Raw genomic sequence first — 24,067 nt, 5'->3', positions numbered from 1 at the left:
GAATCATGTTGCAATGCAGCATGGGTGCAACCATACTTAAAACAGAGTGTTGAGAAGGGGAAAGCAGGCGTCCGCGCCAATCCTGCCGATTTATTGATGTGCATTAGCGAAGGAGCGAGATTCGACAATGAACCGTCCGCCAATCCAGCATCTGGCCCTTATCGGTAACTTCCTGCCGCGGAAGTGCGGGATCGCGACGTTCACCACCGACACCTATAATGCGCTCAAGCTGCGCTACCCCGAGCTTCAGGTCGATGTCTATGCGATGGACGACCATCCCGGACGTTACGAATATCCCAGGGCAGTCACGGCCGCGATCCCGCAAAATGATCGCGATGCCTATCTGAGTGCCGCGCGCGCGATCGAGGCCAGCGGCGCGCAGGCGCTGTGGGTCCAGCACGAATATGGCATCTATGGCGGCCCCGCCGGCGAATTCCTGATCGCGCTGATCAACCGTCTGTCGATCCCGGTCATCGCAACGCTACATACGGTTCTCGAACGCCCCAACGCCGATGAGCGCCGCGTGATGGAAGCGTTGCTGCGCCGCTCCTCGCGCGTGATTGTGATGGCCGAGCGCGGCCGCGATATCCTGAAGCGGGTCCATGGGATCGAGGACAACAAGGTTGTGATGATCCCGCATGGCGTGCCGGATCGCAGCTTTGCCGATCCCGACGATTTCAAGCCGCAGTTCGGCTGGGAGGGACGCGACGTCGTCCTCACCTTTGGCCTGCTCGCGCCGAACAAGGGCATCGAGACGATGATCGAGGCGATGCCGGCGGTCGTCGAGAAGCACCCGCAGGCGCTCTATGTCGTGCTCGGGGCGACGCACCCTAATCTCGTGGCGCATGAGGGAGAGGCTTATCGCGATCGCCTCAAGGCGCTGGCTGCCGAGAAGGGCGTTGCCGGAAATGTCGAGTTCATCGACGTCTTCGTCGAGCATAATGGGCTGATCGATTATCTGCAGGCAGCGGATATCTATGCCACGCCCTACAGCAATCCGGCGCAGATCACCTCGGGCACGCTCTCTTATGCGGTCGGCGTAGGCAAGGCCGTCATCTCGACGCCCTATGTCCACGCCACCGAAATCCTCGCCGACGGGCACGGCATATTGGTTGATTTCGGCGACAGCGCAGCGTTCGCGCGTGAGATCGGCGGATTGCTGGCGAACCCGGCGGAGCTCCGCGCCCTGTCCCGCCGGGCCTATGCGCGGGGCCGTACCATGTTGTGGTCGGCGCTCAGCGAGCGCGCGATGCGCGAGTTGAAGCACGTTGTCGCCGCCCGGCCGCAGCGCCTGACCAAGAAGAACAGCGAGCTGGCCACGCTCAAGCCCGATATCTCTGCGGTGGAGCGCATGAGCGACGCCACCGGCATGCTCCAGCATTCGATCTATTCGGTGCCCGATCGTCGCCACGGCTATTGCATCGACGATAATGCCCGCGCGCTCATCCTCATGTCGAAAATCGACGATGTGGACGATACGCTGCGTGACAAATGGACCACGATCTATGGCGCATTCGTCCAGCATGCGTGGAACCCGGAAGAGCGGCGCTTCCGCAACTTCATGAATTTCGATCGCAGCTGGTGCGAGGATGCCGGTTCGGAGGATTCGAACGGGCGCGCGCTCTGGGCACTCGGCGTCACGGCGCGGGACGCGCGTGCGCAAAAGCACCGCGACTGGGCATCCGCGCTGTTCGATTCGACCGCGTCGATCGCGCTCGAACTCGGCAGTCCGCGCGCGAAGGCGTTCGCGATGCTGGGTGCTGCGGCGATGCTCGATGCGCATCCCGGCCATGCGCTTTGCCGTGAGATCCTCGATCGCTTCGGCACCGAACTTATCGCGCTTCTCGATGTCGCCCGCCGTCCCGAATGGAGCTGGTTCGAAATCGTGCTCGCCTATGACAATGCCCGTCTGCCCGAGGCGCTGCTTCGCGCGGGTGCGGCGCTCGGCCGAAGCGAATTTGTGAGCGTTGGGCTGGAGACTTTGGAGTGGATCGTCGAGCGTCAGACTTCGCCGGAAGGACGCTTCCGTGCCGTCGGGACCGAGAGCTTCGGGCGCGCTTATGCCGAGCCGCTGATCTTCGACCAGCAGCCATTGGAGGCGCAGGCAACGGTCGAGGCATGCGCGGCTGCTTATGAGATCACCCTTGAACCGCGCTGGGTTGCGGAGGCGAAGCGCGCATATCGTTGGTATCTGGGCGCCAACGATCTCGAAATGCCCCTGGCCAGCCCGCAGGACGGCGGCTGCTTCGATGGCCTGATGCCGCATGGGCTCAACCGGAATCAGGGCGCCGAATCGATTCTGGCGCTCCAGCTGGCCAATTGCGCGATTTCGGCTCTTTCAAAATCGGCGGAAGTCGTGGCAGGACCGGAACGCGCCGTGGCCTGACTTTTGGCCAAAGGGGCGGTCGGCTTTCCGGGGGTGTGATGCTCGATCTGTTCAATCATGATCTCCGATTGCGCGCTGACCCCTCGCGGGTAGTGGTGCGACCGTTCCACATTGCGTGGCAATCGAACGGATCGGGCCCGAGCCGCAGCGAGCGGCTGGTCGCCAACGTGCTCGGGATGACGCCTGCCGAGGCGCGGCATCAGTTGGAGGTGGTGCTCAAGGATTTCGAGGCGCGGCACTGGCAGACGCGCCGCGTGTTCATGACGCGCTATGACGAGATTGAGGGGCTGCTCAACCTCGACGGCGCGCAGATCGGCGATGAGAAGCGGCAGTTGATCGGCGCCTATTTCTGCCACGAATATAGCTATGCCGCCGCCGCGCTGATGAACCCGAGCGCGGTGCCGCATTACGACCAGTCCGGTATGCCCCGGGGGTCGCTCCGCATCCTGGTGTCGCTGCGCGCGGTGGGTGAGGGGCATATCTCGTCTGTCGCGTTTCGAGAGGGGATCATCACCGACGCGAACGAACTGACGCTTGCGCCCGAGCCGCCCTTCGCCACCGCTGCCGATGCGCGCGAGGAGGAAGAGGATCACATGCCTGAGGGGCCGGTGACCGTTTTCCGCCACCGTGATTCAACGCTTTCGGGCACGGTCATCTTCCCGATCACCAAGGCGCAGTCGAACGGGCTGGAGGATCTGCGCATCTGCCATTTCTTCCATGACGACGGCACCGAGGAATGGATCGGCACCTACACCGCCTATAACGGCTCGCAGATCCAGTCGGAGCTGATGCGGACGCGCGACTGGCGCAGTTTCGATCTGGTGCCGATGACCGGCAGCGCCGCGCGCAACAAGGGCATGGCGCTGTTCCCCCGCAAGGTGGGCGGCAAATATATGATGCTCGGCCGCCAGGACGGCGAGAATATCTTCCTCCACACATCGGACTCGCTGACTGACTGGGAAGGCGGCGAGCTGCTGATGAAGCCGCAATATCCCTGGGAGCTCGTGCAGATGGGCAATTGCGGCCCGCCGATCGAGATCGACGAGGGTTGGCTGGTGCTCACCCATGGCGTGGGCGCGATGCGCAAATATTCGATCGGCGCCGCGTTGCTCGACAAGCATGATCCGTCAAAGGTTCTCGCCCGCTCGCGCGAACCCCTGCTCGCCGCCGCGGACCAGGATCGCGAGGGCTATGTGCCCAACGTCGTCTATACCTGCGGCGCCATCCGCCACGGCGACAAGCTCTTCATCCCATATGGCGTGGCAGACAGCTCGGTCGCCTTCGCCTTCGTGCCGATCCGCTCGATCCTCGATCAGATGGGCTGAAGCGTTCCCCCTCCCGCCAGGGGAGGGGGAAGCGTTCGCAGTCCGCTCAGCGGAAGGTCGCGATATCCTGATCCACCGGCGCTTCGCTTTGCGCGGGGGCGCTGCGCACCATCCGGCGGGTGAGCGCATAGGCGATCGCGATCAGCCCGAAGAACATCAGCGGCGCGATCCACAGCGCCAGATGCTCCCAATCCGCGCCCATCAGCGCCAGCGGCTCGTTGTTCGGCGGGATCGGGTTGTCGCGATTGGCCCAGGCGAGGATGCCGGCATAGGCCACGCCGAACAGGCTCTCGCCCACGATCAGGCCGGTTGCCGCCAGCACGCCCATACGCTCGGCGAATTCGGGGTTCCTCTGGCGCTTCGCCCAGCGATTGTAGAGATAGCCGATCACCGCGCCGACCGGGATCAGCAGCGTGAGCGCCATCGGCAGATAGATGCCCATGCCCACCGCCAGCGGCGGCAGGCGCATCTTGCCCGAACGCCCGAGCAGCTCGTCGAGCAGCACCACGCCGAGCCCGATGGCCACGCCAAGCCCGATCAGGTTCCAGTTGAGGTCGCCGCCCAGAACGCCCTGCGCGATCGACGAGATCAATGCGGCTTGCGGCGCGGCCAGCGCGGCGGGCCCGGCGTTCGGCGTGCCGACAAAGCCCAGAGTGTCGTTGAGCAGGTTGAGCACCACCGGGATCGCCAGCGCGCCAAAGCCCACGCCCAGGATCAGCGCGAATTGCTGCTTCCACGGCGTAGCGCCCACCAATTGGCCGGTCTTCAGATCCTGGAGGTTGTCGTTCGAGATCGTCGCGATCGAAAAGATGATCGCGGTGGTGAACAGCGCATAGGCGATCAGCGCGCTGGTGCTCGCCGGATCGCTCTGATTGCCGAAGATCGCGACCAGCAGCAGCGATGCGCCGAGCACGGCAAGGATGCCCACGCCCGATACCGGCGAGTTCGATGCGCCGATAAGCCCGGCCATATAGCCGCAGATCGCCGCGATCAGGATGCCGACCACGAAGACGTACAGCAGCGTACCGCCGATCACGAGCGCGGTGTTCTGGTGGACGGGTCCGCCTACCGAGAAGTCCCATAGCAGCCAGGCTATCGGCGCGAGAATCAGCACGCTCACCGCGCCGACGATGCCGATCGGCATGTCCCGCTCGGTGATGTCGAGCGCTTCGCCGCCCTTGCGCGCCTGCGACGCCGCGAGCGCCGAGCGCAGACCGCTGACGATCGGGCCGATGATCCGCAGCAGCGACCAGATCGCCGCGACGCCGATCGCGCCCGCGCCGACAAAGCGCACCTGCCCGCGGAACGTGCCGCCGACGATCGCGTCGATCGAGCCGGCGGCATAATCCGCGCTCGACGCGAAATAGGGGACGAGCACCGTCCAGGAGATCAGCATGCCAAAGAGCATCGCGACACCCACCGAAATGCCGACCAGATGGCCCACGCCGATCAGCAGCATCGACCAGCTTGCCGACCAGCCTGTGGCGGTGCCCCCCACCGCGAAATTCTTGCCCGCTTCCTCGGTCACGAACTTCATCTTGGCGAGCAGGGCGAACAGCCCCGAGAAAAGCGCGCCCGTGATCAGGGTGCGAAGCCCGCGCGCATTCTCGGCATCGCCCGCGCTGGAGTTGGAGCCGACCTTGAGCACTTCCGCCGCAGCGACGCCCTCGGGGTAGGGAAGCGTCGAGCCGGTGACCAGCGCACGCCGCAGCGGCACCGAAAACATCACGCCCAGCACACCGCCGCATACGCAGACCGCCACCGTCTCCCAATAAGGGAAGCCCGACCACCAGCCGACCATGATCAGGCCAGGCAGCACGAACACGATAGCGGCGAGCGTGCCCGCGGCGCTCGCGATCGTCTGGACGATATTATTCTCCAGGATCGAGCTGCCCTTGAAGAAGCGCAGGATCGCCATCGAAACCACTGCGGCGGGGATCGACGTCGCAAAGGTCAGGCCGACCTTCAGCCCCGCATAGACGTTCGCTGCGGTAAACAGCACGGTGATGATCGCGCCGAGGATGATGCCCCGGATCGTTAGTTCGGCGATGGCGCCTGCGGGCTTGGTTGCCATTCTTGCGGCTCCGGCAAATTGGTTAGCTGCGGTCCGGGCCCGTGCGTGTCCCCCTCCCGGCATCCGCCAGGTGGTTTCCGTCACGCATCGAAAGCCCCGTCATGGTCCCAGCGTGGCACTTGTCCGCGGTCTAGGACAGCAATTTTTGCGACGAATGCTCCTATCGCCCCTTGAACAATCCCCCCAGCACGCCGCGCACCAGCCCGCCGATCACGCTCGCGCCGATGCCGCTCTTCTTGCCGAACACGGCCTTGCTGACTTCGCCTGCGATCGCGCGGCCCGCTGCCGACGTTGCGGATTTGGTCGCCGAGTTGATTGCGCGGTTGAGCGGATTGTTCGCCGCCGCACGCTCGGCGTCGCGCTGGGCCTGCCGCTCCAGCCGCGCCTGGCGGTCCGCTTCGCGCTGCTCGGCCAGGCGCTGGCGCTCGGCTTCCTTGGCGAGGCGTGCGTCTTCCTTCGCCTGGTGCGCGGCGGCCTTTTCCGCCTCGCTATTGGCCTTGGCTTCGGCAGCGGCGGCGGCTGCCTCCGCGCCCTTGGCCGCCAGCAGTTCCTCGGCGGATTCGCGGTCGATCACCTCGTCATATTTGGCGCCGATCGCGTCGGTCTGGATCAGCACGCCGCGCTCCACCGCGGTCACCGGCGCGACGCGGCTGACCGGCGCCTTTATCAATGCGCGTTCGACCGGGGCGGGGGCGCCATCGGCCTGCAGCATCGAGACCAAAGCCTCGCCGACCTTGAGCTCGGTGATCACGGTCGCGACATCCACGCCGGGATTGGCGCGGAACGTGGTCGCCGCCGATTTGACCGCGGCCTGATCGCGCGGGGTATAGGCGCGCAGCGCGTGCTGGACGCGGTTGCCCAGCTGCCCGGCGATGGTCTCGGGAATGTCGATCGGGTTCTGCGTGATGAAATAGACGCCCACGCCCTTCGACCGGATCAGCCGCACGACCTGCTCGATCTTGTCGAGCAATGCCTTGGGCGCATCGTCGAACAGCAGATGCGCCTCGTCGAAGAAGAAAGCGAGCTTGGGCTTGTCCGGATCGCCGACCTCGGGAAGCGATTCGAACAGCGAGGAGAGCAGCCAGAGCAGGAAGGTGGCGTAGAGCTTGGGACTCGCCATCAATTTGTCGGCCGCAAGGATGTTGACCACCCCGCGCCCCTGATCGTCGAGGCCCAGGAAGTCGCCCATCGACAGTGCGGGTTCGCCGAAGAAGTTCTCGCCCCCCTGCGAACGCAGCTGGAGCAGCGCCCGCTGGATCGCGCCCACCGATTGCTTGGAAACATTGCCATAGGTCGCGGTCAGCTCGTCCGCCCGCTCCGCGCAATGGACCAGCATGGATTGCAGATCGTCGAGATCGAGGAGCAGCAGCCCCTCCTTGTCGGCCAGCGTAAAGGCGATGGTGAGCACGCCTTCCTGCACGTCGTTGAGGTTGAGCAGCCGCCCCAGAAGCAGCGGCCCCATCTCGCTTACGGTGGTGCGGATCGGATGCCCTTGCTCGCCGTAAAGGTCCCAGAACTGCACCGGGCTTTCGGCATAGGCCCAGTCGGTCTGGCCGATCTCAGCGGCGCGCGCGGCGAAGATCTCGTGCGTCTTGCTTGTCGGCGAACCTGCCATGGCGAGGCCGGACAGGTCGCCCTTCACGTCGGAAACGAAGCAGGGCACGCCAACCCTGGAAAGGCTCTCGATCATCCCCTGGATGGTCACGGTCTTGCCGGTGCCGGTGGCGCCCGCGATCAGCCCGTGGCGATTGGCGCGCTTCAGGTTGAGCTCGATCCGCGTGCCGCCGGCAGCTCCAATGAAAATACCCGTTTCGCCCGCCATTGCAGCACCTCCATATCAAGGTGCTGCAATAGGGGAGAAACGGGTCTGGTTGCTAGCGCGAAGCGATCAGCGCGGGATCTCTACCGGCACGAACTGGCTGATCACCTGGCCCTCGATCCGGCGCTGGATGTACAGCGCAACGCTGCTGCGTCCGGCCTTCTTCGCCTCTGCGACGATCGCTGCGATATCGGCCGCATTGGTGACGGGCTTGCGATTGACCGACAGGATCACGTCGAGCCGCTGGATCTTGCTGGCGGCGTCGCTGTTCGGCGCGACACCGGCGACGATCACGCCCTTGGTCGAGGGATCGATGCCGACTTCATAGGCGACGGAGGGCGTGATCGGCACGACCTTGAGGCCCAGCGATGCGGCGGCCATCGAGTCCAGATCGCCGCCGCCGGGGTTCGAATCCGAGTCGGACGGGCTCAGCTGGCGCAATTTGTCTTCCGGCGGGCGCGTGCCGAGCGTCACCGGAATCGTCAGGCGCTGGCCATCGCGGACCACCACGAAGGGCACGCGCGTGCCCGGCGCGATCGCGGAGGTGAGCAGCGACAGCGTCTGATCCGGCGTCACATCCTTGTCGCCGATCTTGACGACGATATCGCCGCGCTTGATCCCGGCCTTTTCGGCGGCCTCGCCCGATCGCACGTCGGTGATCAGCTCGCCCAGGCCCTTCTGCACGCCGAACGCGTCCGCGATATCCGGGCTGAGCGCCTGGATGCTGACGCCCAGATAGCCGCGCTTGACCGCATCGCCCTTCATCAGCGTGGCGATGATCGGCTTGGCCTGATCGGCGGGAATCGCGAAGCCGATGCCCACATTGCCGCCGGTGGGCGACAGGATCTGCGAATTGATGCCGATGACGTTGCCGTTCAGGTCGAACATCGGTCCGCCCGAATTGCCGCGATTGATCGACGCGTCGGTCTGGATGAAGCGGTCGAACTGTCCGGCCGCGCGGTGGACTGCCGATACGATGCCCGCCGTCACGGAGCCGCCGAGGCCGAACGGATTGCCGATCGCGACCACCCAGTCGCCGACGCGGGTCGCGTTGGAATCGCCGAACTTGACGAAGGGCAGGTTGGTCTGGCCGTCGATCTTGAGCACGGCGAGATCGGAAAGCGTGTCATTGCCGATCAGCCGCGCCTTGAACTCGCGCCGGTCAGGCAGGGTCACGGTGATCGATTCGACCACCACGCCCTTCTGGTTGCCGGCCGAGATCACATGGTTGTTGGTGACGACATAGCCGTCGGCAGAGATGATGAAGCCCGAGCCGAGCGATTCGGATTTCTGCGTGGTCGGTCCGCCGCGCGGCCCGAACTGCTCGAACGGGGTGCCCGCGAACGGATTGATGCTCTCGACCTTCACCCGCTGCGTGGTCGAAATGTTGACCACGGCGGGCTGGAGCTTCGCCACCATGTCCGCAAAGCTCATCGGCGCGCCGGGCCGCGGCGCGGTGGCCGCGATCGTGCCCGGTTCATTCTGCGCGGTCTGCGCGCCGGCGGGCTGGTTGAGCGTCAGGGCAGTGGCGGCGCCACCCAGCAGGATGGCAGTGGTAAGAGCATAGGCGTAACGCACAGGCGTAGATCCTCTTAAAAGTCGCAACTATCTGGACATATTCTCGCGCCGGATTCCTGAACGGCGTTTGAATATGAACGCTTTGACAGGCTTTTTGGCTGCCGGCTTATCGCTGTCCCATGAACTCCTTGAGATAGCTGTTCTGCGGGCTCAGGATGATGTTGGTCTCGCCCTTGCCTTCGGCCGGGATGAAGGTCGTCCGGTACGACTGCATCGCGCGGAAGAAGTCGTAGAATTTCGGGTCCTTGTTGGTGGCGGCGGCATAGATCTGCGCGGCTTCGGCAAGCGCGGTCGCGCGGATGATCTGTGCTTCCTTCAGGCCCTGGGCGCGGATCGTCGCCGCTTCCTGCTGGCGCGCGGTACGCATCCGGTCATAGGCGCTGTCGAGCGGCGATCCGGTCGGCAGATCGGCATGCTTGATGCGCACGTCGACGATCTCGACACCATATTGGGTGCCGAAGGCCTGCAGGTTCTTCTGGATATTATCCATGACCTGGCCGCGTTCCGCGCTGAGCAGGGCAGAGAAAGGCTGCTTGCCCAGCTCGTTGCGCAGCGCCGAGCTGAACAGCGGCTGGAGCCGCTCGGTCAGCCGCTCGACCGATCCGACGCTGATCGCCATGCGCAGCGGATTGACCACGCGGAAGCGCGCGAACGCATCCACTTCGATGCGCTGCTGGTCGGTCGAGAGCACCGGCTGGTTGCTCAGGTCGAGCGACAGGATGCGCTTGTCCACCCATACGACCCGGTCGACGAACGGTATGTGGAAGAGCACGCCCGATCCGGTGCGGCCGAATTGCTCGCCGGGCTTATAGGCGTTGACCGTCTGATACGGCTCGTTGAGCCGCAGCACGACTGCCTGGCGCGTTTCGGGCACGATCGAGAAGGAGCTGAACACCAGCATCAGCCCGAGCAGCGCGATCACCGCCAGGGCGATGGGATGGCGAAACACGGCGTTCATCGTTGTGCTCCCTGGGCGGGCTTTTCGGGCGCGGCAGTGGCGCTTCTGGAGAGGCTGGGCAGCGCCAGATAGGGCGTGACGCCGGGCGCCTCGACGATCGTCTTGTTCGTCTTGGACAGCACCTGCTCCATGGTCTCGTAATAGAGGCGGCGGCGCGTCACTTCGGGGGCGAGCTTGTACTGCTCATAGATCTTGTCGAACTCGGCGGCCTCGCCCTGCGCGGCGGCGAGCACCTGCTGCGCATAGGCATTGGCGTTGTTCTTCGCGGCCTGCGCCTGCTGCTGCGCGGCGGTGACCTGCTTGAACTCTTCGTCCACCGCCTGCGGAGCGGCGGCCTTCTGGATCGACACGCTCTGGATGATGATCCCCGAACCATATTCGTCGAGGATCTTCTGCATCAGCTGGATGACCTCGGCTTCGATCTTGGCGCGGCCGGAGGTGATGGTGTCGTTGAGCGTCGCATTGGCGACCACGGCGCGCATCGCCGATTCGGCGGTGTCGCGCACGGTGTCGCGCGGGCTTCGCACCTGGAAGACGAAGTCCGATGGGCTGCGCACGCGCCACTGCACCAGATAAGCGAGATCCACAATGTTCTGATCGCCGGTCAGCATCAGGTTTTCGCGGTCGGATTCGGGGAATTTCTCGTCGCGAATCGCCTGGACGTCGACTGTCTCGACCACCGAGAGCGGCGCGGGCAGGGTGAAGCGCCAGCCGGGCTCCAGCGTGCCGGCGAAGCGGCCCAGCGTCTGCACCACGGCGCGCTCCTGCGGCCCGATCGAGTGGATCGATGTGAACGCGATCCAGCCGAGGATCAGAGCGCCCAGGATGGCGCCCCAGAAGCGGGCGCCCTGCGGCATGCCGGGCATGCCCGGGCCGCCGCCGCTGCGCGCGCGCTGCAACAGATCGTCCAGGGTGCCGGCCGCGCCGCGTCCCGGGCGCCTGCCGCCGCCGGGGGGAAGCGACCAGGGATTGCGCGGCCCGCCGCCGCCATTCCCGTTATCGCCGCCGCCGCTGCCCTTGTCGCCGCCGCCGCTACCGGCGCCGCCGCCCCAGGGGCTCTTGGGAGGTTCGTTCTTGAGAGCGCCGGCCCATGATCGCCAGCCCGTGAAAATTGCCATAGCCGTCTTTATAGGGCTGCCGCCGCGAATTTACAGTGGCATGCGGCGATTACGTCCTTATCTGGCTGGCAATGACCGATAACGTGACGATTCAGGCGGCGCTGGACGCGCTGGCGGCGGGCCGCGCAACTGCCCGTCTGGAAGATGGCCGGGCCAGCATCGTGCTCGATGTGACCGGCTTGGGTGAGGCCGCGCGCGCCGAGCTGGAAGCCGATGTGCGGAGGGCCGCATCCGGCGTGGACGGCGTCAGCGAGGTCCGCGTGCTGCTTACCAGCGAACGGCGCACCCGGCGGCTGATCGCCGTGGCCAGCGGCAAGGGGGGCGTGGGCAAATCCACCATCGCCGCCAATCTGGCGATCGCGCTCAAGCAGGGCGGGCGCAAGGTCGGGCTGGTCGATGCCGATATCTACGGCCCCTCGCAGCCGCGCCTGCTGGGGGTGGAAGGCGTACGCCCCAAGGCGCGCGAAAAGACGCTGCTGCCGGTCGAGACCCCCTATGGCGTGCCCTTGCTCTCGATGGGCGGATTGGTGGCGGAGGGGCAGGCGATTGCATGGCGCGGGCCCATGGCGGGCGGAGCGCTCGGCCAATTGGTCGATGGCGATTGGGGTGCATGCGACACGCTCGTCCTCGATCTGCCGCCGGGCACCGGCGACGTGCAGCTCACCATGATCCAGAAGCACAAGCCGGCGGGCGCGGTGATCGTCTCCACCCCACAGGATCTGGCGCTGATCGACGCCACCCGCGCGATCGATCTGTTCCGCAAGGCGGGCATCCCGATCATTGGCCTGATCGAGAATATGAGCGGCTATGCCTGCCCGCATTGCGGCGAGGTCAGCGACCCCTTTGGCAAGGGCGGCGCGGAGGCGGCGGCGGCGGCGTTGGAGATTCCGTTCCTCGGCCGCGTCCCGCTCGAAATGGCGATTCGCGCGGCATCCGATGCGGGCACGCCGCCCGCCGCAGGGAACGGGCCCGAGGCGCAGGTGTTTGCAGATCTGGCCGGAAAGGTCGGTGACTGGCTGCGCACGCTCTAACCCGTCATCCCCGCGGACGCGGGGATCCAGGGTTTCACCGCGCACGGTCCCTGGCTCTGGGTCCCCGCGTTCGCGGGGATGACGAAGGGTGGAGGTGATGCATGCCGTTGACGCGTGACGAGGATATCAAGGCGCTGCTCGAAGAGACCCGCACGATCGCGATGATCGGCGCGTCCGACCGGCCCGACCGGCCAAGCTATGGCGTGATGGCCTATCTCCAGAGCCGCGGCTATCGCGTGATCCCGGTCAACCCGCAGATCACCGGCGAGCACATCCATGGCGAGTTCGTGTTCCGCGAGCTGAGCCAGATCGGCGAGCCCATCGATCTCGTCGATATCTTCCGCCGTCCCCAGGCCGCGGGCGAAGCGGTGGACGAAGCGATCGCAGCAGGCGCAAAGGCGGTGTGGATGCAATTGGGCGTGGTCAACGAAGAAGCCGCCGATCGCGCCGAATCGGCGGGGCTCAAGGTGGTGATGGACCGCTGCCCGGCGATCGAGATACCCCGGCTGGGGGTGAAGCCGATCGCTTAAGTCCTTCTCCCGGTGGGAGAAGGAAGGGGCCCGCCGCGAAGCGGTGGGAAGGATGAGGGTGCTTCGCCGCCATCCAGCGTGGCCCTCACCCTTGCGCGGCTTCGCTGCTCCCTCCCTCGCCCGAGGGGAGAGGGATATTAAAGGTCGTGCAGCGCCTCCAGCAGCGCGTCCACGTCGCGCGTGTCCTGATACAGGCCCAGCCCGATCCGCAGCACGTCGCCGCGCACATCGGTGATGATGTCCTCCGCCTCCAGCGCCGCCTGCCAGCTTCCCGCGTGCGGGCTGCGCAGCGCGACGAACCGCGCCGGCGAGCCCGGATTGAGCAATTCCGCGTCCAGCTTCATCCCGTTCAGCAGCCGCGCCCGCAGGCCGGCGACATGGCCAGCAATCCCCGCCGTGGTCAGCCCTTCGTCGGCCAGCATGTCGCGCACCGCGACGAAGCGGTAGATGCCCGAAGGATCGAAAGTCGATCCCATATAGCGCCGCGCATCGGGCGCGTAGCCGATCGTGCCCGGCGCGGCGGAAAGATCCTCGAACTCGGCATACCAGCCCGTAATCTCCGGCCGCGCGCCAAAGCCGGCCGGCGCGTGGAGGAAGGCGCAGCCCTCGCCCGCCATCGCATATTTATAGCCGCCCGCGAGGTAGAAGACGCGGTCAGCCACCCCCGACAAATCTACTGGCATCGCCATGAACGCGTGATAGCCGTCGATCACCACCCATGGCCCCTCGGGCCGCGCCAGCGCCGCCAGCTCGGCCAGCCCCTCAAAGACGCGCCCGCTGTTGAACTGCACCTGGCTGACGAAGATCAGGTCGTGCTCGCCCGATCCGGCGCGATCGATGATCCGCTCCAGCGTCACCCGCTCGACGATCGCGGTGCCCGCTTCCTCCCAGCGCAGCGATTGCCGGCGGAAACTGTGGAACTCGCCATCGCTGGTCAGGATGCGCAACGGGCGCTGCGGCATCGCCGATACGATGCGCAGCAACAGGTCGTGGGTGTTGGGCGCGAAGGTGATCGTGCCCGGATCGGGCAGGCCCAGCTCCCGCGCCACATGCTCCTGCGCCGCAGGCCAGACCTCGCCCATCACCCGCTCCCATTTGCGGTCGGCAAGCCGCGCCGCGTCCTGCCACGCGGCGATCTGCCCCACATAGGAAGCGTCGGGCCACAGATGGTGCGAGTGCGCCGCGAAATGGAGCCGCTCGGGCGCCGCGGCCAGCGCGCGCTGGAAGAGGTGCTTATAGGTCAAAGCTGGGTCCGGAGCGACCAGAGCTCGGGAAACGCCCGTTTCGACAGCGTCGATTCGAGATAGGGCACGCCCGCCGTGCCGCCGGTGCCGGTCTTCATCCCGATCACGCGGCTGACCGTCAGCACATGCTTGTGCCGCCAGGTCGCGAGCGCATCGTCGATATCGACCAGTTTTTCGGCGAGCTGATACAATTCCCAGTGATGGTGCGGATCGCGATAGATTCCGGCCCATGCATCTTCCACGGCCTTGCTCGGCTGATAGGGCTGGCTCCACTCGCGCGTCATCGGCTGGGCCAGCCCGGCGCGGGCCAGCGCGGCATTGGCTTCGTCCCACAGGCTCGGCGCGGCCAGCGCCGCATCGGTAAGCGGCCCCGGCACCCCGCCGCCGCGCACGCCGAGCAATGTCTCCACCGCGCGGAACTGATCCGATTGAAAGCCCGATGAGGTGCCCAGCACTTCGCGAAAGCGGGTATAATCGCTCGGCGTCATCGTCGCGAGCACGTCCCAGCTCAGCGTCATCACCGCCTGGATGCGGCTCACCCGCGCGAGCGATTTATACGCCTCCACGGCCTTGTCCGCGCGCACAAGCCGGATCGCGTCGCGCACCTCCACCAGCATCTGCTTGAGCCACAGCTCCTTGGTCTGGTGGATGATGATGAACAGCAGCTCGTCGTCGCGATCCGAGATCGGATGCTGCGCGCTCAGCAACTGATCGAGCGCGAGATAGCGGCCATAGGTCATGGGCGGATTCGTGGGTTCGGTCATACGGACACCCTATACGTCATCCCCGCGGAAGCGGGGACCCAGGATTACAGGCGGCACCGCTTTCGGCACTGGGTCCCCGCTTTCGCGGGGATGACGGCCTGAGCCGGTTACATCAATCGCGCAGCAGCTCGTTGATCCCGGTCTTGCTGCGCGTCTGCGCGTCCACCGTCTTGACGATCACCGCGCAGTAGAGCCCGGGCTTGCCGCCCGCGCTCGGAAGCGTTCCCGGCACCACCACCGAATAGGGCGGCACGAAGCCGCGATGCACTTCGCCCGTCGCGCGGTCGATGATCTTGGTCGATGCGCCCAGATACACGCCCATCGAAAGCACCGCGCCTTCGCCCACACGCACGCCTTCGGCCACTTCCGAACGCGCGCCGATAAATGCACCGTCGCCGATGATCACCGGATCGGCCTGCAGCGGCTCGAGCACGCCGCCGATCCCGACGCCGCCTGAAAGATGGACGTTCTTGCCGATCTGCGCGCAGCTTCCCACCGTCGTCCAGGTATCGACCATCGTGCCTTCATCGACGAACGCGCCGATGTTCACGAAGCTCGGCATCAGCACCACGTTCCGGCCGATGTGCGCGCCGTGGCGCACCACGCTGCCCGGCACCTGGCGGAAGCCTGCCTGCCGGAAACGGGCATCGTCCCATCCGGCGGTCTTCAGCGGAACCTTGTCGAACCCGCCGGTCATCACGGCATTGTCGTTCAGCCGGAAGCTCAGCAGCACCGCCTTTTTCAGCCACTGATTGACCTGCCAGCCCTCGCCCGCCGGCTCGGCGACACGCGCCTTGCCCGCATCGAGCAGCGCCAGCGCCTCATTCACCGCGTCGCGGACCTCGCCCTGCGTGCCGGTATTGAGCTCGGCGCGGGCTTCCCATGCTGCGTCGATGGCGGTTTCGAGAGTCACGCTTGGTCCTCCAATATCTCGTGGAGCCACGCTCCGAGGTCGCTGATGGTATAGTCGATGAAGCTGCGATCGGAATCGTCGGTCTGCTCCGATCCATTGTCGATCCACACGGTCGCCATGCCGATCGCCTTGGCGGGCTTCAGATTGCGCGCCATGTCCTCGACGAACAGGCTGCGTGCCGGATCGATGCCATAGGCCTGGCACAGCCCGTCATAGGCCAGCGGATCGGGCTTGGGGCGATATTGGGTCGCGTGGATATCGTGCACGCCCTCGAACGTGTCGCTCAGCCCCAGCCGGTCGAGCACCTGCATCGCATAGGGCGCATTCGCGTTGGTGAAGATCAGCTTGCGTCCGGGCAGGCGGACCAGCGCCTCGGCCAGCATCAGATTGGCCTCGATCCCGCTCAGATCGACCTGATGCACGGCATCCAGATAGTGGTGCGGATCCACGCCATGATCGGCCATCAGCCCGTTCAGCGTCGTGCCATGGCTGTGGAAATAGGATTTCTGGATGCGATACGCTTCCTCGGGCCCCACCCCCAGCAGCGTTTGCACATATTGCCCGATCAGCGCATCGATCTGCGTCCAGAGATCCCCGCTCGCCGGATACAGCGTGTTGTCGAGATCGAAGACCCAATTCTCGATATGCGATAGAGCGGCTTTCATGGCCGCGCGTTAGGGGCGCTATCCGGGGCTTGCAAGCGAGGACGTTGCGGGGGCGGGTGCGTCGCTCGTGCGGCATGACTCCAATCTTCGTCACCCCGGGCTCGTCTCGGGGTCCACCAGGCCGCCCGGTCTGCGGCCGGATCCTCTTGTCCGCCGCGCGCAGATCGGTGGATCCCGGAACACGTCCGGGATGACGGTGTATCGATTCCCATCCCGATGGCCCGCCCAACATCACCGCTTGCAATGTAGGATTTCACCTGCTTGGCTCAGCCGGTCGGCATTGCCGGTCGCTCTTTGATATCGTCAGCCGCTGGTGCTTCGTCACCGCGAAAATTGGGAAGGTTCGCCGCCGCGAAGCGCGTTCTTGGTGTCACCTTAGTGTCACCTTTGGACGCGCAACGGCGCACGCTTGGCCTAGCAAGCGCAGGCAGCGCTCCCCATCTCCCGGTCCATGACCGCATATTCGCTGCTCGATCTCGTTCCCATCATCCAGGGCGGGAACGCTTCCCAGGCTTTCGCCAACGCCGCCGATCTGGCGCGGCACGCCGAGCAGCTCGGCTATACCCGCTATTGGGTCGCCGAGCATCACGGGATGGAGGGCATCGCCAGCGCCGCCACCGCCGTGGTGATCGGCCATGTCGGCGCGGCGACCTCCACGATCCGCATCGGCGCGGGCGGGATCATGCTGCCCAATCATGCGCCGCTCCAGATTGCCGAGCAGTTCGGTACGCTCGATGCGCTGTTTCCCGGACGCATCGATCTGGGCCTGGGTCGCGCGCCCGGATCGGACCAGCGCGTCGCGCAGGCGATCCGGCGCAATCTGGAAACCGATGCCAATGCCTTCCCGCAGGACGTGCTCGAATTGCAGAGCTTCTTCGCCGACGATGGCAAGACCGGCATCCGCGCGACGCCCGGCGCGGGGGCGGACGTCAAATTGTGGATCCTCGGCTCCAGCACCTTCGGCGCGCAGCTCGCCGCGATGCTCGGCCTGCCTTATGCCTTCGCCTCGCATTTCGCGCCCGCGATGATGATGGAGGCGGCGGATGTCTATCGCCGCGCATTCCGGCCTTCCGCCGCGCTCGACAGGCCGCACCTGATGCTGGGCTATAACGTCTTCGCCGCCGACACCGATGAAGAGGCCGAACTGCTCGCATCGTCGCAGCAACAGGCGTTCGTCGCGATCCGCACCACCGGGCGCGGCATCCAATTGCCCCCGCCGCTGCCCGGCTATCGCGAGAGCCTGGGGCCGCAGGGCATGGCGATGCTCGATCAGGTGCTCTCGGCCAGCGCGATCGGCGGGCCGGACACGGTCCGCGCGCAGATCGCCGCTTTCATCGCGCGGACGGGTGCCGACGAGCTGATGATCGCCAGCGCGGTCTTCGATCACGGTGCCCGCAAGAAGAGCCTGACGCTGGCGGCGGAGGCGATGCGGGGGCTCTGACCGCTCAGCTCGCGGCGGGCAGCCTCAGCCGGACGAGCAGCCCTCCCAGGTCGTCGCTTTCTTCCAGCGTGATCGTGCCGTCATAGATCTCGACCACGTCGCGGACGATGGCCAGGCCGAGGCCGGTTCCGGGCTTGCCGCTGTCGAGCCGCACGCCGCGATCGAAGATGCGGATGCGGTCCGCCTCGGGGATGCCGGCGCCGTCGTCTTCGACCATGATCTCGGCGAACCCCGCTTCCGCCTTGACCGTGATGAAGACGCTGCCCCCGCCATATTTCGCGGCATTCTCGACCAGGTTGCCCAGCATCTCCTCAAGGTCCTGCCGCTCAATATGCGCGGTGAGGTTCTGGACGCCGTCAATGTCGAAGCGGACATTGGGATAGAGGCGGGCGACGGCGCGCTCGACCGCCTGGACAGCGGGCCACACCGCAGCGCGGCTGTGCGCCGAGCCCCGGCGGCCCACGGCACGGGCGCGGGCGAGATGGTGGTCGATCTGGCGGCGCATCGTGCGCGCCTCGCGGATCACGGCCGGGGCGAGGTCGGCCTGGCCGGCGGCGGCGGCGTTCATGATGACGCTGAGCGGGGTCTTGAGCGCATGCGCCAGATTGCCCGCGTGGCGCCGCGCTTCCTCGGCCTGGCGGTCATTATGCTCGACCAGCGCGTTGAGTTCCTCGACCATCGGCGCGACTTCCGCGGGCATCGGCTTCTCGATCCGCGCCGATTCGCCCGCGCGCAGCCTTGCGATCTCGGTGCGGACGCGGCGCAGCGGCAGCAGGCCGTACCAGGTCTGGAGGCCAACCATGATCATCAGCCCCAGTCCGAGAAGCACGAAGCTGCGGATCAGCGTGGTGCGCAGCGTTGCGATCTGGGCGTTCAGCGTCTCGCGGCTCTGCGCCACCTGAAAGCGCCAGCGGACCTCGGAGCCGGGCAGCTTGACGTCGCGTTCCGCGATGCGGAGCTGCTGGCCGGGTATCTCGCGGCTGTCATAGACATGGACTTCATTGTCCTGGTGCCGCTCGTCGACGCGCAGGTTCTGGTCCCATAGCGACCGCGAGATATAGGGCTGATGCCCCTTGCCGCTGATCTGCCAGTACGCGCCTGAATTATATTCGAGGAAGCGCTGATCGGCGAGCTCGCGATTGTTCATCACGTCGCCGTTGGAATCGATCTCGGCGGAGAAGATCATCGCCTTGAGGAGGTAATCGAGCTGGTCGTCGAAATTGCGGGTGACGGTAGTGACCAGAACGCGATCGAGCGCATAGCCGCCGCCGACGAGCAGCAGCATGATCCACGCCATCGCGATAAGCAGCATGCGCCGATTTACCGATCCGGTCGCGCGCACATAGGTGCGCGGACGCGGCTCGGCCGTCAGGGAATCGTTCGCCTCTTCCTGATGGCCGGCGTGCACGTGATTTAGCTAGGCTCGTCCAGGCTGTAGCCCAAGCCCCGGATCGTGGTGATGATTTCGGCGCCCAGCTTTTTGCGGATGCGCGTCACGAACACTTCGATCGTGTTCGAATCGCGATCGAAATCCTGATCGTAGATATGGTCGATCAGCTCGGTGCGGCTGACCACCTTGCCCTTGTGGTGGAGCAGATAGCTGAGCAGTTTATATTCCTGCGCGGTGAGCTTCACCGGCTCGCCCGCCTTGGTGACCTTGCCCGAGCGGGTGTCGAGTCGGATGTCGCCGGCGGTCAGCTCGGCCGATGCGTTGCCCGAGGAGCGGCGGATCAGCGCACGCAGCCGTGCAATCAGCTCTTCGGTCTGGAACGGCTTGGCGACATAATCGTCGGCGCCTGCATCGAGCCCTGCCACCTTGTCCGACCAGCTGTCGCGCGCGGTCAGCACCAGCACCGGCGTAGACTTGCCTTCCTTGCGCCAGCGATCGAGCACGGTCAGCCCGTCAATCTCCGGCAGCCCCAGATCGAGGATGATCGCGTCATATTGCTCGTTGGAGCCGAGATAGAGGCCCTCTTCGCCATCGGTGGCGAGGTCAACGGCATAGCCCGCGCCCTCAAGCGCGTTCTTGAGCTGCTGGCCGAGATTAGGCTCGTCCTCGACGATCAATAGTCGCATCTTCTATCCCCTCAGCGCGCTCAATTGCCCGAGCTTCGCACGATGTTGCCGGTGCGGCCATCGACGTCCACCCAGATCACCGATCCATTGCGCAGGAATTTGAGCGTGTAAATGTTCGTCGACGGATCGTAATCGAATCCCAGATATTGCGCGCCCGGCATGCGGGGAATCACCCGCCGCTCGATCTCGCGGACCGAAACGCCGGGCCTTCCCTGCCCGTCCTGCGATGTGGCGACGTGCGGCAGATGCGTGGCGACGGCTGCAGGCGCCATCGCCGCCAGGCACGCGCACAAAAGCGGTTTCGCCAGCATCTTCATGCGTCTGCCATGCGGGTCGCCCATTTAATAGCCCCTGAACGGGCATGACAGGCGGGTGTCAGGTTGCGGGATCGGAGCGCCGCCACTAGGTGCCCGCTTCATGGCTGCACCCGTACTCGCATATGAAGGCCTCGGACTCGTCCAGGGGCATGGCTGGCTGTTCCGCGGGCTCGATCTCTATATCGGCGCGCGGGACCGGCTCGCGCTGATCGGGCGCAACGGCGCGGGCAAGTCGACCTTGCTCAGGCTGATCGCCGGTCAGATCGACGCGGACGAAGGGCGCCGCGTGATAGTGCCGGGCACGAACGTCGTGATTCTGGAGCAGGATCCGCGGGTCGAAGGCTTCGCCACCTTGCTCGATTTCGCGTCGGGTGGCGAGAATGCTCCGCAGCGCTACGAGGTCGAGGCGATTGCCGGGCAATTGGGCGTAGACCTGAGCCGCGAGGCGGCGACGGCTTCGGGCGGCGAGCGCCGCCGCGCAGCGATCGCTCGCGCGCTGGCGATGAACCCGGACGTGCTGCTGATGGACGAGCCGACCAACCATCTCGACATCGCCGCGATCGACTGGCTCGAATCCTGGCTTGGCCGCTATACCGGCGCATTCGTCGCGATCAGCCACGACCGCACCTTCCTCACTCGCCTGACCCGCCAGACCCTGTGGCTGGATCGCGGTGCGATCCGCCGTGCGGAGATCGGCTTTGGCGGGTTCGACGCCTGGATCGAGCAGGTCTATGCCGAGGAGGAGCGCAACGCCCAGCGGCTCGATGCGAAGCTCAAGATCGAGGAGCATTGGCTGCTCCGCGGCGTCACTGGCCGGCGGCGCCGCAACATGGGCCGCCTCTCCAAGCTCAAGGAAATGCGTGCCGAGCGGGCCGCGATGATGGGGCCAGCGGGCGCTGCGAAGATCCAGATCGGCAGCGACGATGCGCAGACCAAGGTGGTGATCGACGCCAAGCACGTGACCAAGCGCTTTGGCGACCGCACGATCATCAAGGACCTGTCGCTCCGCGTCACCAAGGGCGACCGGATCGGCATCGTCGGCGCGAACGGCGCAGGCAAGACTACCTTGCTGCGCATCCTCACCGGCGAACTCGCGCCCGACGAAGGGAGTGTGCGGCTCGCCAAGACGCTCGACGGCGTGATCATCGATCAGCAGCGTAAGCTGATGGATCCGGCAAAGAGCGTGCGCGACGTGCTGACCCAGGGCGGCGAGTGGATCGAGGTGCTGGGCGTCAAGAAGCACATCCACGGCTATCTCAAGGAGTTCCTCTTCGAGCCTTCGCTCGCGGACGCCAAGATCGGCACGCTTTCGGGCGGCGAACGTTCGCGGCTGCTGCTCGCGCGCGAATTTGCTCGGCCCTCGAATCTGCTGGTGCTTGATGAGCCGACCAATGATCTCGATCTCGAGACACTGGACCTGCTCCAGGAAGTGATCGCCGATTACGAAGGCACGGTGCTGATCGTCAGCCACGACCGCGACTTTCTCGATCGCACGGTGACGGTGACTCTGGGGCTGGACGGGTCGGGAAACGTTGATGTGGTGCCGGGTGGCTATGCCGATTGGGAAGCCAAAAGGAAGCTGCGGGCGGAGCCGAAAAAGCCCGCCGCTCCCAAGCCGGTCGCGGAAGCACCCAAGCCCAAGGCGACCAAGCTCAGCTACAAGGACCAGCGCGACTATGATTTGCTGCCCGCACGGATCGAGGAGATCGAAAAGACGATCGCCCGCGACGAAGCGGCGCTCGCCGACCCTGCGCTCTACACGCGCGACCCGAAAAAGTTCGCGGCGCTGAGCGAGGGGATTGCGAAGCTGCAGGAGGAAAAGGACGCGGCGGAGATGCGCTGGCTCGAGCTGGCCGAGATGGTCGAAGCGCTCGGCTGAGGTCCGGGCCCTAGCTTTCGAAATCGACCGTGACAGTGGTGCCAGAAGGCGTGCTGCCTACCGAGACGGTACCCTGCGCCTGACGCGCAAAAGCGTCGATCAGCCGCTGCCCCAGTCCGCCATCGGCACGCTTGCGCTTTGCCGCGGTAGACATGCCGGCGCCATTGTCGCTGACCGTCAGCCGCCAGCCGCTTTCGGCCTTTTCGAAGCGGACGCTGATATGCCCCTCGTCCCGGCCCGGAAAGGCGTGTTTCGCCGCGTTGGTGACCAGCTCGTTGACGACGAGGCCGATCGAAACGGCGCGGTCGCGCGGGATCGTGGCATGGTCCGAATGGCAATCGAGCGTGATCGCATCGCGCAGGAACAGCGCGTCCGCCAGCGCCGAGCATAGTTCCTGGAGATAGGCGGCGATATCGACGCTGCCGGGCGCGGCGCTGCCGCCGCGATAGAGATGACGATGCGCGCGGGCGATGCTCTCGACGCGGGACAATGCCGCGCCCAGCGCCTCGGCGGTCTCGCCCTCTCCCGCCCGCCTTCGCTGCATATCGAGGAGGCTGGCGACCAGCGTGAAATTATTCTTCACCCGGTGGTCGAATTCCTCAAGGAACAGGTCGCGCTCGGCGACTTCGCGGTCCCGTTCGTCGGCGGCGCGGCGCACCGCGCGGCGAAACATCTCTGCAAGCGCCACCGTCAGGACGCACGATACGACCACCGATGCCATGGTCACCGCCTGCGCGGGAGTTTCGAAGCGCCACGAATTCCGGATCGGGAACAGATAATACCAGCCGTAGAGGATTGATAATGTGCCGGCGGTCGCGCCGGCCAGCCAGCGCGCAAACAAGGTAGCGATCATCGCGGCGGGAAAGATCAGCGCGAACACCGCTGCGCCCGGCACTACGGTATCGAGGAGAAATCGGACGATGCCCGCGCTTCCTGTGGCGGCCAGTCCGACAGCGACCGACGTCACCCAGCGCGGGACTACCGACGCGAGCCGATCCGGCAGATCGAGTTCTCCAATGCGGCCCATCCGCGAAGAGAGCAATATGTGTACGGTTTGTGTCAAGCGCCGTTGCGCGGGACTTGATCCAGATCACACGTAATCACAGCGATTTGCCCGATCGCCCGGCCAGATCGACCACATATTGCCATGCCACCCGGCCCGAGCGGCTGCCGCGCCGCGTCGCCCAGCCTACTGCTTCGGCGGGATCTAAGGTCAGGCCATGGGCGTCGGCATAGCCTCGGACGATGTCGACATAGGTGTCCTGATCCATCACGTGGAAGCCAAGGCTCAGCCCGAAGCGATCGGCCAGCGCGAGATTGTCGTCCACGCTGTCGCGCGGATTGATCGCGCTGGATTGCTCTGCAATGTCGCGCGGGATCAGGTGGCGCCGGTTCGACGTGACGATCAGCCGGGCATTGGCCGGGCGCGCCTCTGCGCCGCCTTCGAGGAGCGAGCGCAGCGCGCGGGCGTCGCCTGCCGCGTCGAAGCCCAGATCGTCCAGGAAAATCGCGAAGGCGCGGCCCGAAACGGCGATCGCCGCGAACAGGGCAGGCAGGGTTTCGAGATGATGCGTCGCAGCCTCGATCAGCGCGATCGCGCCGCCTTCATCCTGCACGCGCGCCACGGCGCTCTTCACGAGCGCCGATTTGCCCGTGCCGCGCGCGCCCCACAGCAACACGTCCTGCGCGGCATGGCCTGCGGCCAGGCGCTGGAGATTGGCGAGCAGAGCGTCGCGTTGGTTGTCGACCCCGCGCAGCACGTCGAGCGGCAATGGCGCGAAGGCGCGGGCTGGAGTGAGCGCGTCGCCGCGCCAGATATAGGCCGGATGCGCGTGGAGGTCGGCAGGCGGCGCGGGAGGCGGAGAGAGCCGTTCGAGAGCGTCAGCGATGCGGACTAGAGGATCGGTCATGGGCGCCGCTTACATGATCCTCCGCCCCAGGGGGAGGTG

At 65.8% G+C, this 24,067-nt stretch carries 20 protein-coding genes; 6 read left to right on the top strand and 14 right to left on the bottom strand.

The window, feature by feature from the left end:
• Positions 1–127 precede the first annotated feature (127 nt).
• Both SSO01S_RS10970 and SSO01S_RS10965 read left to right on the top strand, forming a co-directional pair.
• Positions 128–2,386 carry a glycosyltransferase family 4 protein gene (locus tag SSO01S_RS10970; RefSeq protein ID WP_066798735.1) on the top strand — a complete coding sequence of 753 codons (2,259 nt, stop codon included), beginning with the start codon at positions 128–130 and terminating at the stop codon, positions 2,384–2,386.
• Between the two features lie 38 nt (positions 2,387–2,424).
• On the top strand, positions 2,425–3,711 hold the full coding sequence (locus tag SSO01S_RS10965; protein WP_066798734.1) for a glycoside hydrolase family 130 protein: 1,287 nt from the start codon (positions 2,425–2,427) through the stop codon (positions 3,709–3,711).
• Between the two features lie 46 nt (positions 3,712–3,757).
• Here SSO01S_RS10965 and SSO01S_RS10960 read toward each other — a convergent pair whose 3' ends face one another.
• The 5 genes from SSO01S_RS10960 to hflK all read right to left on the bottom strand — a co-directional run bounded on the left by SSO01S_RS10960 (position 3,758) and on the right by hflK (position 11,258).
• Positions 3,758–5,785 carry an OPT family oligopeptide transporter gene (locus SSO01S_RS10960; protein WP_066798733.1) on the bottom strand — a complete coding sequence of 676 codons (2,028 nt, stop codon included), beginning with the start codon at positions 5,783–5,785 and terminating at the stop codon, positions 3,758–3,760.
• A 160-nt stretch (positions 5,786–5,945) separates the two neighbouring features.
• Positions 5,946–7,607, bottom strand: coding sequence for a helicase HerA-like domain-containing protein (locus SSO01S_RS10955; protein ID WP_066798732.1), 1,662 nt, complete (start codon positions 7,605–7,607; stop codon positions 5,946–5,948).
• A gap of 66 nt (positions 7,608–7,673) precedes the next feature.
• A complete protein-coding gene (locus tag SSO01S_RS10950; protein WP_066798731.1) occupies positions 7,674–9,182 on the bottom strand; it encodes a Do family serine endopeptidase in 1,509 nt (502 codons plus the stop codon).
• Positions 9,183–9,288: 106 nt separating this feature from the next.
• Complete coding sequence (gene hflC, locus SSO01S_RS10945) at positions 9,289–10,140, bottom strand: protease modulator HflC (protein WP_066798730.1); 852 nt, start codon at positions 10,138–10,140, stop codon at positions 9,289–9,291.
• Positions 10,137–11,258 (bottom strand): protease modulator HflK, encoded by a 1,122-nt coding sequence (hflK, locus tag SSO01S_RS10940; protein WP_066798729.1) that lies wholly within the window; start codon positions 11,256–11,258, stop codon positions 10,137–10,139. The genes hflC and hflK overlap by 4 nt, the downstream gene beginning before the upstream one ends.
• Positions 11,259–11,329: 71 nt before the next feature.
• On the opposite strand from hflK, the gene SSO01S_RS10935 reads away from it, so the two are divergent.
• Together SSO01S_RS10935 and SSO01S_RS10930 are read left to right on the top strand one after the other, a co-directional pair.
• Positions 11,330–12,289: a P-loop NTPase gene (locus tag SSO01S_RS10935; RefSeq protein WP_066798849.1), complete on the top strand. Its 960-nt coding sequence runs from the start codon at positions 11,330–11,332 to the stop codon at positions 12,287–12,289.
• A 101-nt stretch (positions 12,290–12,390) separates the two neighbouring features.
• Positions 12,391–12,819 (top strand): CoA-binding protein, encoded by a 429-nt coding sequence (locus SSO01S_RS10930; RefSeq protein ID WP_066798728.1) that lies wholly within the window; start codon positions 12,391–12,393, stop codon positions 12,817–12,819.
• A gap of 137 nt (positions 12,820–12,956) precedes the next feature.
• Here the strand turns inward: SSO01S_RS10930 and SSO01S_RS10925 are convergent, their stop codons facing one another.
• The 4 genes from SSO01S_RS10925 to SSO01S_RS10910 all read right to left on the bottom strand — a co-directional run bounded on the left by SSO01S_RS10925 (position 12,957) and on the right by SSO01S_RS10910 (position 16,405).
• On the bottom strand, positions 12,957–14,063 hold the full coding sequence (locus SSO01S_RS10925; protein WP_218000366.1) for an aminotransferase class V-fold PLP-dependent enzyme: 1,107 nt from the start codon (positions 14,061–14,063) through the stop codon (positions 12,957–12,959).
• On the bottom strand, positions 14,060–14,827 hold the full coding sequence (locus SSO01S_RS10920; protein ID WP_066798727.1) for a tryptophan 2,3-dioxygenase: 768 nt from the start codon (positions 14,825–14,827) through the stop codon (positions 14,060–14,062). The genes SSO01S_RS10925 and SSO01S_RS10920 overlap by 4 nt, the downstream gene beginning before the upstream one ends.
• A 112-nt stretch (positions 14,828–14,939) precedes the next feature.
• Entirely contained in the window at positions 14,940–15,740 is an 801-nt protein-coding gene (gene dapD / locus SSO01S_RS10915) for a 2,3,4,5-tetrahydropyridine-2,6-dicarboxylate N-succinyltransferase (protein WP_066798726.1), read from the bottom strand.
• Positions 15,737–16,405 (bottom strand): pyrimidine 5'-nucleotidase, encoded by a 669-nt coding sequence (locus SSO01S_RS10910; RefSeq protein ID WP_066798725.1) that lies wholly within the window; start codon positions 16,403–16,405, stop codon positions 15,737–15,739. Before SSO01S_RS10910 ends, dapD begins: the two co-directional genes overlap by 4 nt.
• A 451-nt stretch (positions 16,406–16,856) precedes the next feature.
• On the opposite strand from SSO01S_RS10910, the gene SSO01S_RS10905 reads away from it, so the two are divergent.
• Complete coding sequence (locus SSO01S_RS10905) at positions 16,857–17,846, top strand: LLM class flavin-dependent oxidoreductase (RefSeq protein WP_066798724.1); 990 nt, start codon at positions 16,857–16,859, stop codon at positions 17,844–17,846.
• Positions 17,847–17,850: 4 nt separating this feature from the next.
• Here the strand turns inward: SSO01S_RS10905 and SSO01S_RS10900 are convergent, their stop codons facing one another.
• The 3 genes from SSO01S_RS10900 to SSO01S_RS10890 all read right to left on the bottom strand — a co-directional run bounded on the left by SSO01S_RS10900 (position 17,851) and on the right by SSO01S_RS10890 (position 20,239).
• Complete coding sequence (locus SSO01S_RS10900) at positions 17,851–19,158, bottom strand: sensor histidine kinase (RefSeq protein ID WP_066798847.1); 1,308 nt, start codon at positions 19,156–19,158, stop codon at positions 17,851–17,853.
• 101 nt (positions 19,159–19,259) lie between these two features.
• On the bottom strand, positions 19,260–19,922 hold the full coding sequence (locus SSO01S_RS10895) for a response regulator transcription factor (RefSeq protein ID WP_066798723.1): 663 nt from the start codon (positions 19,920–19,922) through the stop codon (positions 19,260–19,262).
• A gap of 20 nt (positions 19,923–19,942) precedes the next feature.
• Positions 19,943–20,239 carry a hypothetical protein gene (locus tag SSO01S_RS10890; protein ID WP_369404249.1) on the bottom strand — a complete coding sequence of 99 codons (297 nt, stop codon included), beginning with the start codon at positions 20,237–20,239 and terminating at the stop codon, positions 19,943–19,945.
• A gap of 100 nt (positions 20,240–20,339) precedes the next feature.
• Between SSO01S_RS10890 and SSO01S_RS10885 the strand changes: the two genes are divergently transcribed.
• On the top strand, positions 20,340–22,118 hold the full coding sequence (locus SSO01S_RS10885) for an ABC-F family ATP-binding cassette domain-containing protein (protein WP_066798721.1): 1,779 nt from the start codon (positions 20,340–20,342) through the stop codon (positions 22,116–22,118).
• Positions 22,119–22,128: 10 nt separating this feature from the next.
• Here the strand turns inward: SSO01S_RS10885 and SSO01S_RS10880 are convergent, their stop codons facing one another.
• Together SSO01S_RS10880 and SSO01S_RS10875 are read right to left on the bottom strand one after the other, a co-directional pair.
• Positions 22,129–23,145, bottom strand: a complete 1,017-nt coding sequence (locus SSO01S_RS10880) for a sensor histidine kinase (protein ID WP_066798720.1) — start codon at positions 23,143–23,145, stop codon at positions 22,129–22,131.
• 73 nt (positions 23,146–23,218) lie between these two features.
• The gene (locus tag SSO01S_RS10875; RefSeq protein ID WP_066798719.1) at positions 23,219–24,028 is read right to left on the bottom strand and encodes an ATP-binding protein; all 810 of its coding nucleotides are present in this window, start codon (positions 24,026–24,028) and stop codon (positions 23,219–23,221) included.
• Positions 24,029–24,067: the final 39 nt, after the last annotated feature.

This window comes from Sphingomonas soli NBRC 100801 (assembly GCF_001591025.1).
GTDB lineage: Bacteria > Pseudomonadota > Alphaproteobacteria > Sphingomonadales > Sphingomonadaceae > Sphingomonas > Sphingomonas soli.
The sequence above is the reverse complement of the archived record's forward strand: the minus strand, read 5'-3'. Positions and strand labels throughout refer to the sequence as shown.

Excerpts from the sequence above, each read along its gene's own strand:
- SSO01S_RS10970 (WP_066798735.1), top strand. The coding sequence starts at position 128 with ATGAACCGTCCGCCAATCCAGCATCTGGCCCTTATCGGTAACTTCCTG.
- SSO01S_RS10965 (WP_066798734.1), top strand. The coding sequence starts at position 2,425 with ATGCTCGATCTGTTCAATCATGATCTCCGATTGCGCGCTGACCCCTCG.
- SSO01S_RS10960 (WP_066798733.1), bottom strand. The coding sequence starts at position 5,785 with ATGGCAACCAAGCCCGCAGGCGCCATCGCCGAACTAACGATCCGGGGC.
- SSO01S_RS10955 (WP_066798732.1), bottom strand. The coding sequence starts at position 7,607 with ATGGCGGGCGAAACGGGTATTTTCATTGGAGCTGCCGGCGGCACGCGG.
- hflC (WP_066798730.1), bottom strand. The coding sequence starts at position 10,140 with ATGAACGCCGTGTTTCGCCATCCCATCGCCCTGGCGGTGATCGCGCTG.
- hflK (WP_066798729.1), bottom strand. The coding sequence starts at position 11,258 with ATGGCAATTTTCACGGGCTGGCGATCATGGGCCGGCGCTCTCAAGAAC.
- SSO01S_RS10935 (WP_066798849.1), top strand. The coding sequence starts at position 11,330 with ATGACCGATAACGTGACGATTCAGGCGGCGCTGGACGCGCTGGCGGCG.
- SSO01S_RS10930 (WP_066798728.1), top strand. The coding sequence starts at position 12,391 with ATGCCGTTGACGCGTGACGAGGATATCAAGGCGCTGCTCGAAGAGACC.
- SSO01S_RS10920 (WP_066798727.1), bottom strand. The coding sequence starts at position 14,827 with ATGACCGAACCCACGAATCCGCCCATGACCTATGGCCGCTATCTCGCG.
- SSO01S_RS10910 (WP_066798725.1), bottom strand. The coding sequence starts at position 16,405 with ATGAAAGCCGCTCTATCGCATATCGAGAATTGGGTCTTCGATCTCGAC.
- SSO01S_RS10905 (WP_066798724.1), top strand. The coding sequence starts at position 16,857 with ATGACCGCATATTCGCTGCTCGATCTCGTTCCCATCATCCAGGGCGGG.
- SSO01S_RS10900 (WP_066798847.1), bottom strand. The coding sequence starts at position 19,158 with ATGCTGCTTATCGCGATGGCGTGGATCATGCTGCTGCTCGTCGGCGGC.
- SSO01S_RS10895 (WP_066798723.1), bottom strand. The coding sequence starts at position 19,922 with ATGCGACTATTGATCGTCGAGGACGAGCCTAATCTCGGCCAGCAGCTC.
- SSO01S_RS10890 (WP_369404249.1), bottom strand. The coding sequence starts at position 20,239 with ATGAAGATGCTGGCGAAACCGCTTTTGTGCGCGTGCCTGGCGGCGATG.
- SSO01S_RS10885 (WP_066798721.1), top strand. The coding sequence starts at position 20,340 with ATGGCTGCACCCGTACTCGCATATGAAGGCCTCGGACTCGTCCAGGGG.
- SSO01S_RS10880 (WP_066798720.1), bottom strand. The coding sequence starts at position 23,145 with ATGGGCCGCATTGGAGAACTCGATCTGCCGGATCGGCTCGCGTCGGTA.
- SSO01S_RS10875 (WP_066798719.1), bottom strand. The coding sequence starts at position 24,028 with ATGACCGATCCTCTAGTCCGCATCGCTGACGCTCTCGAACGGCTCTCT.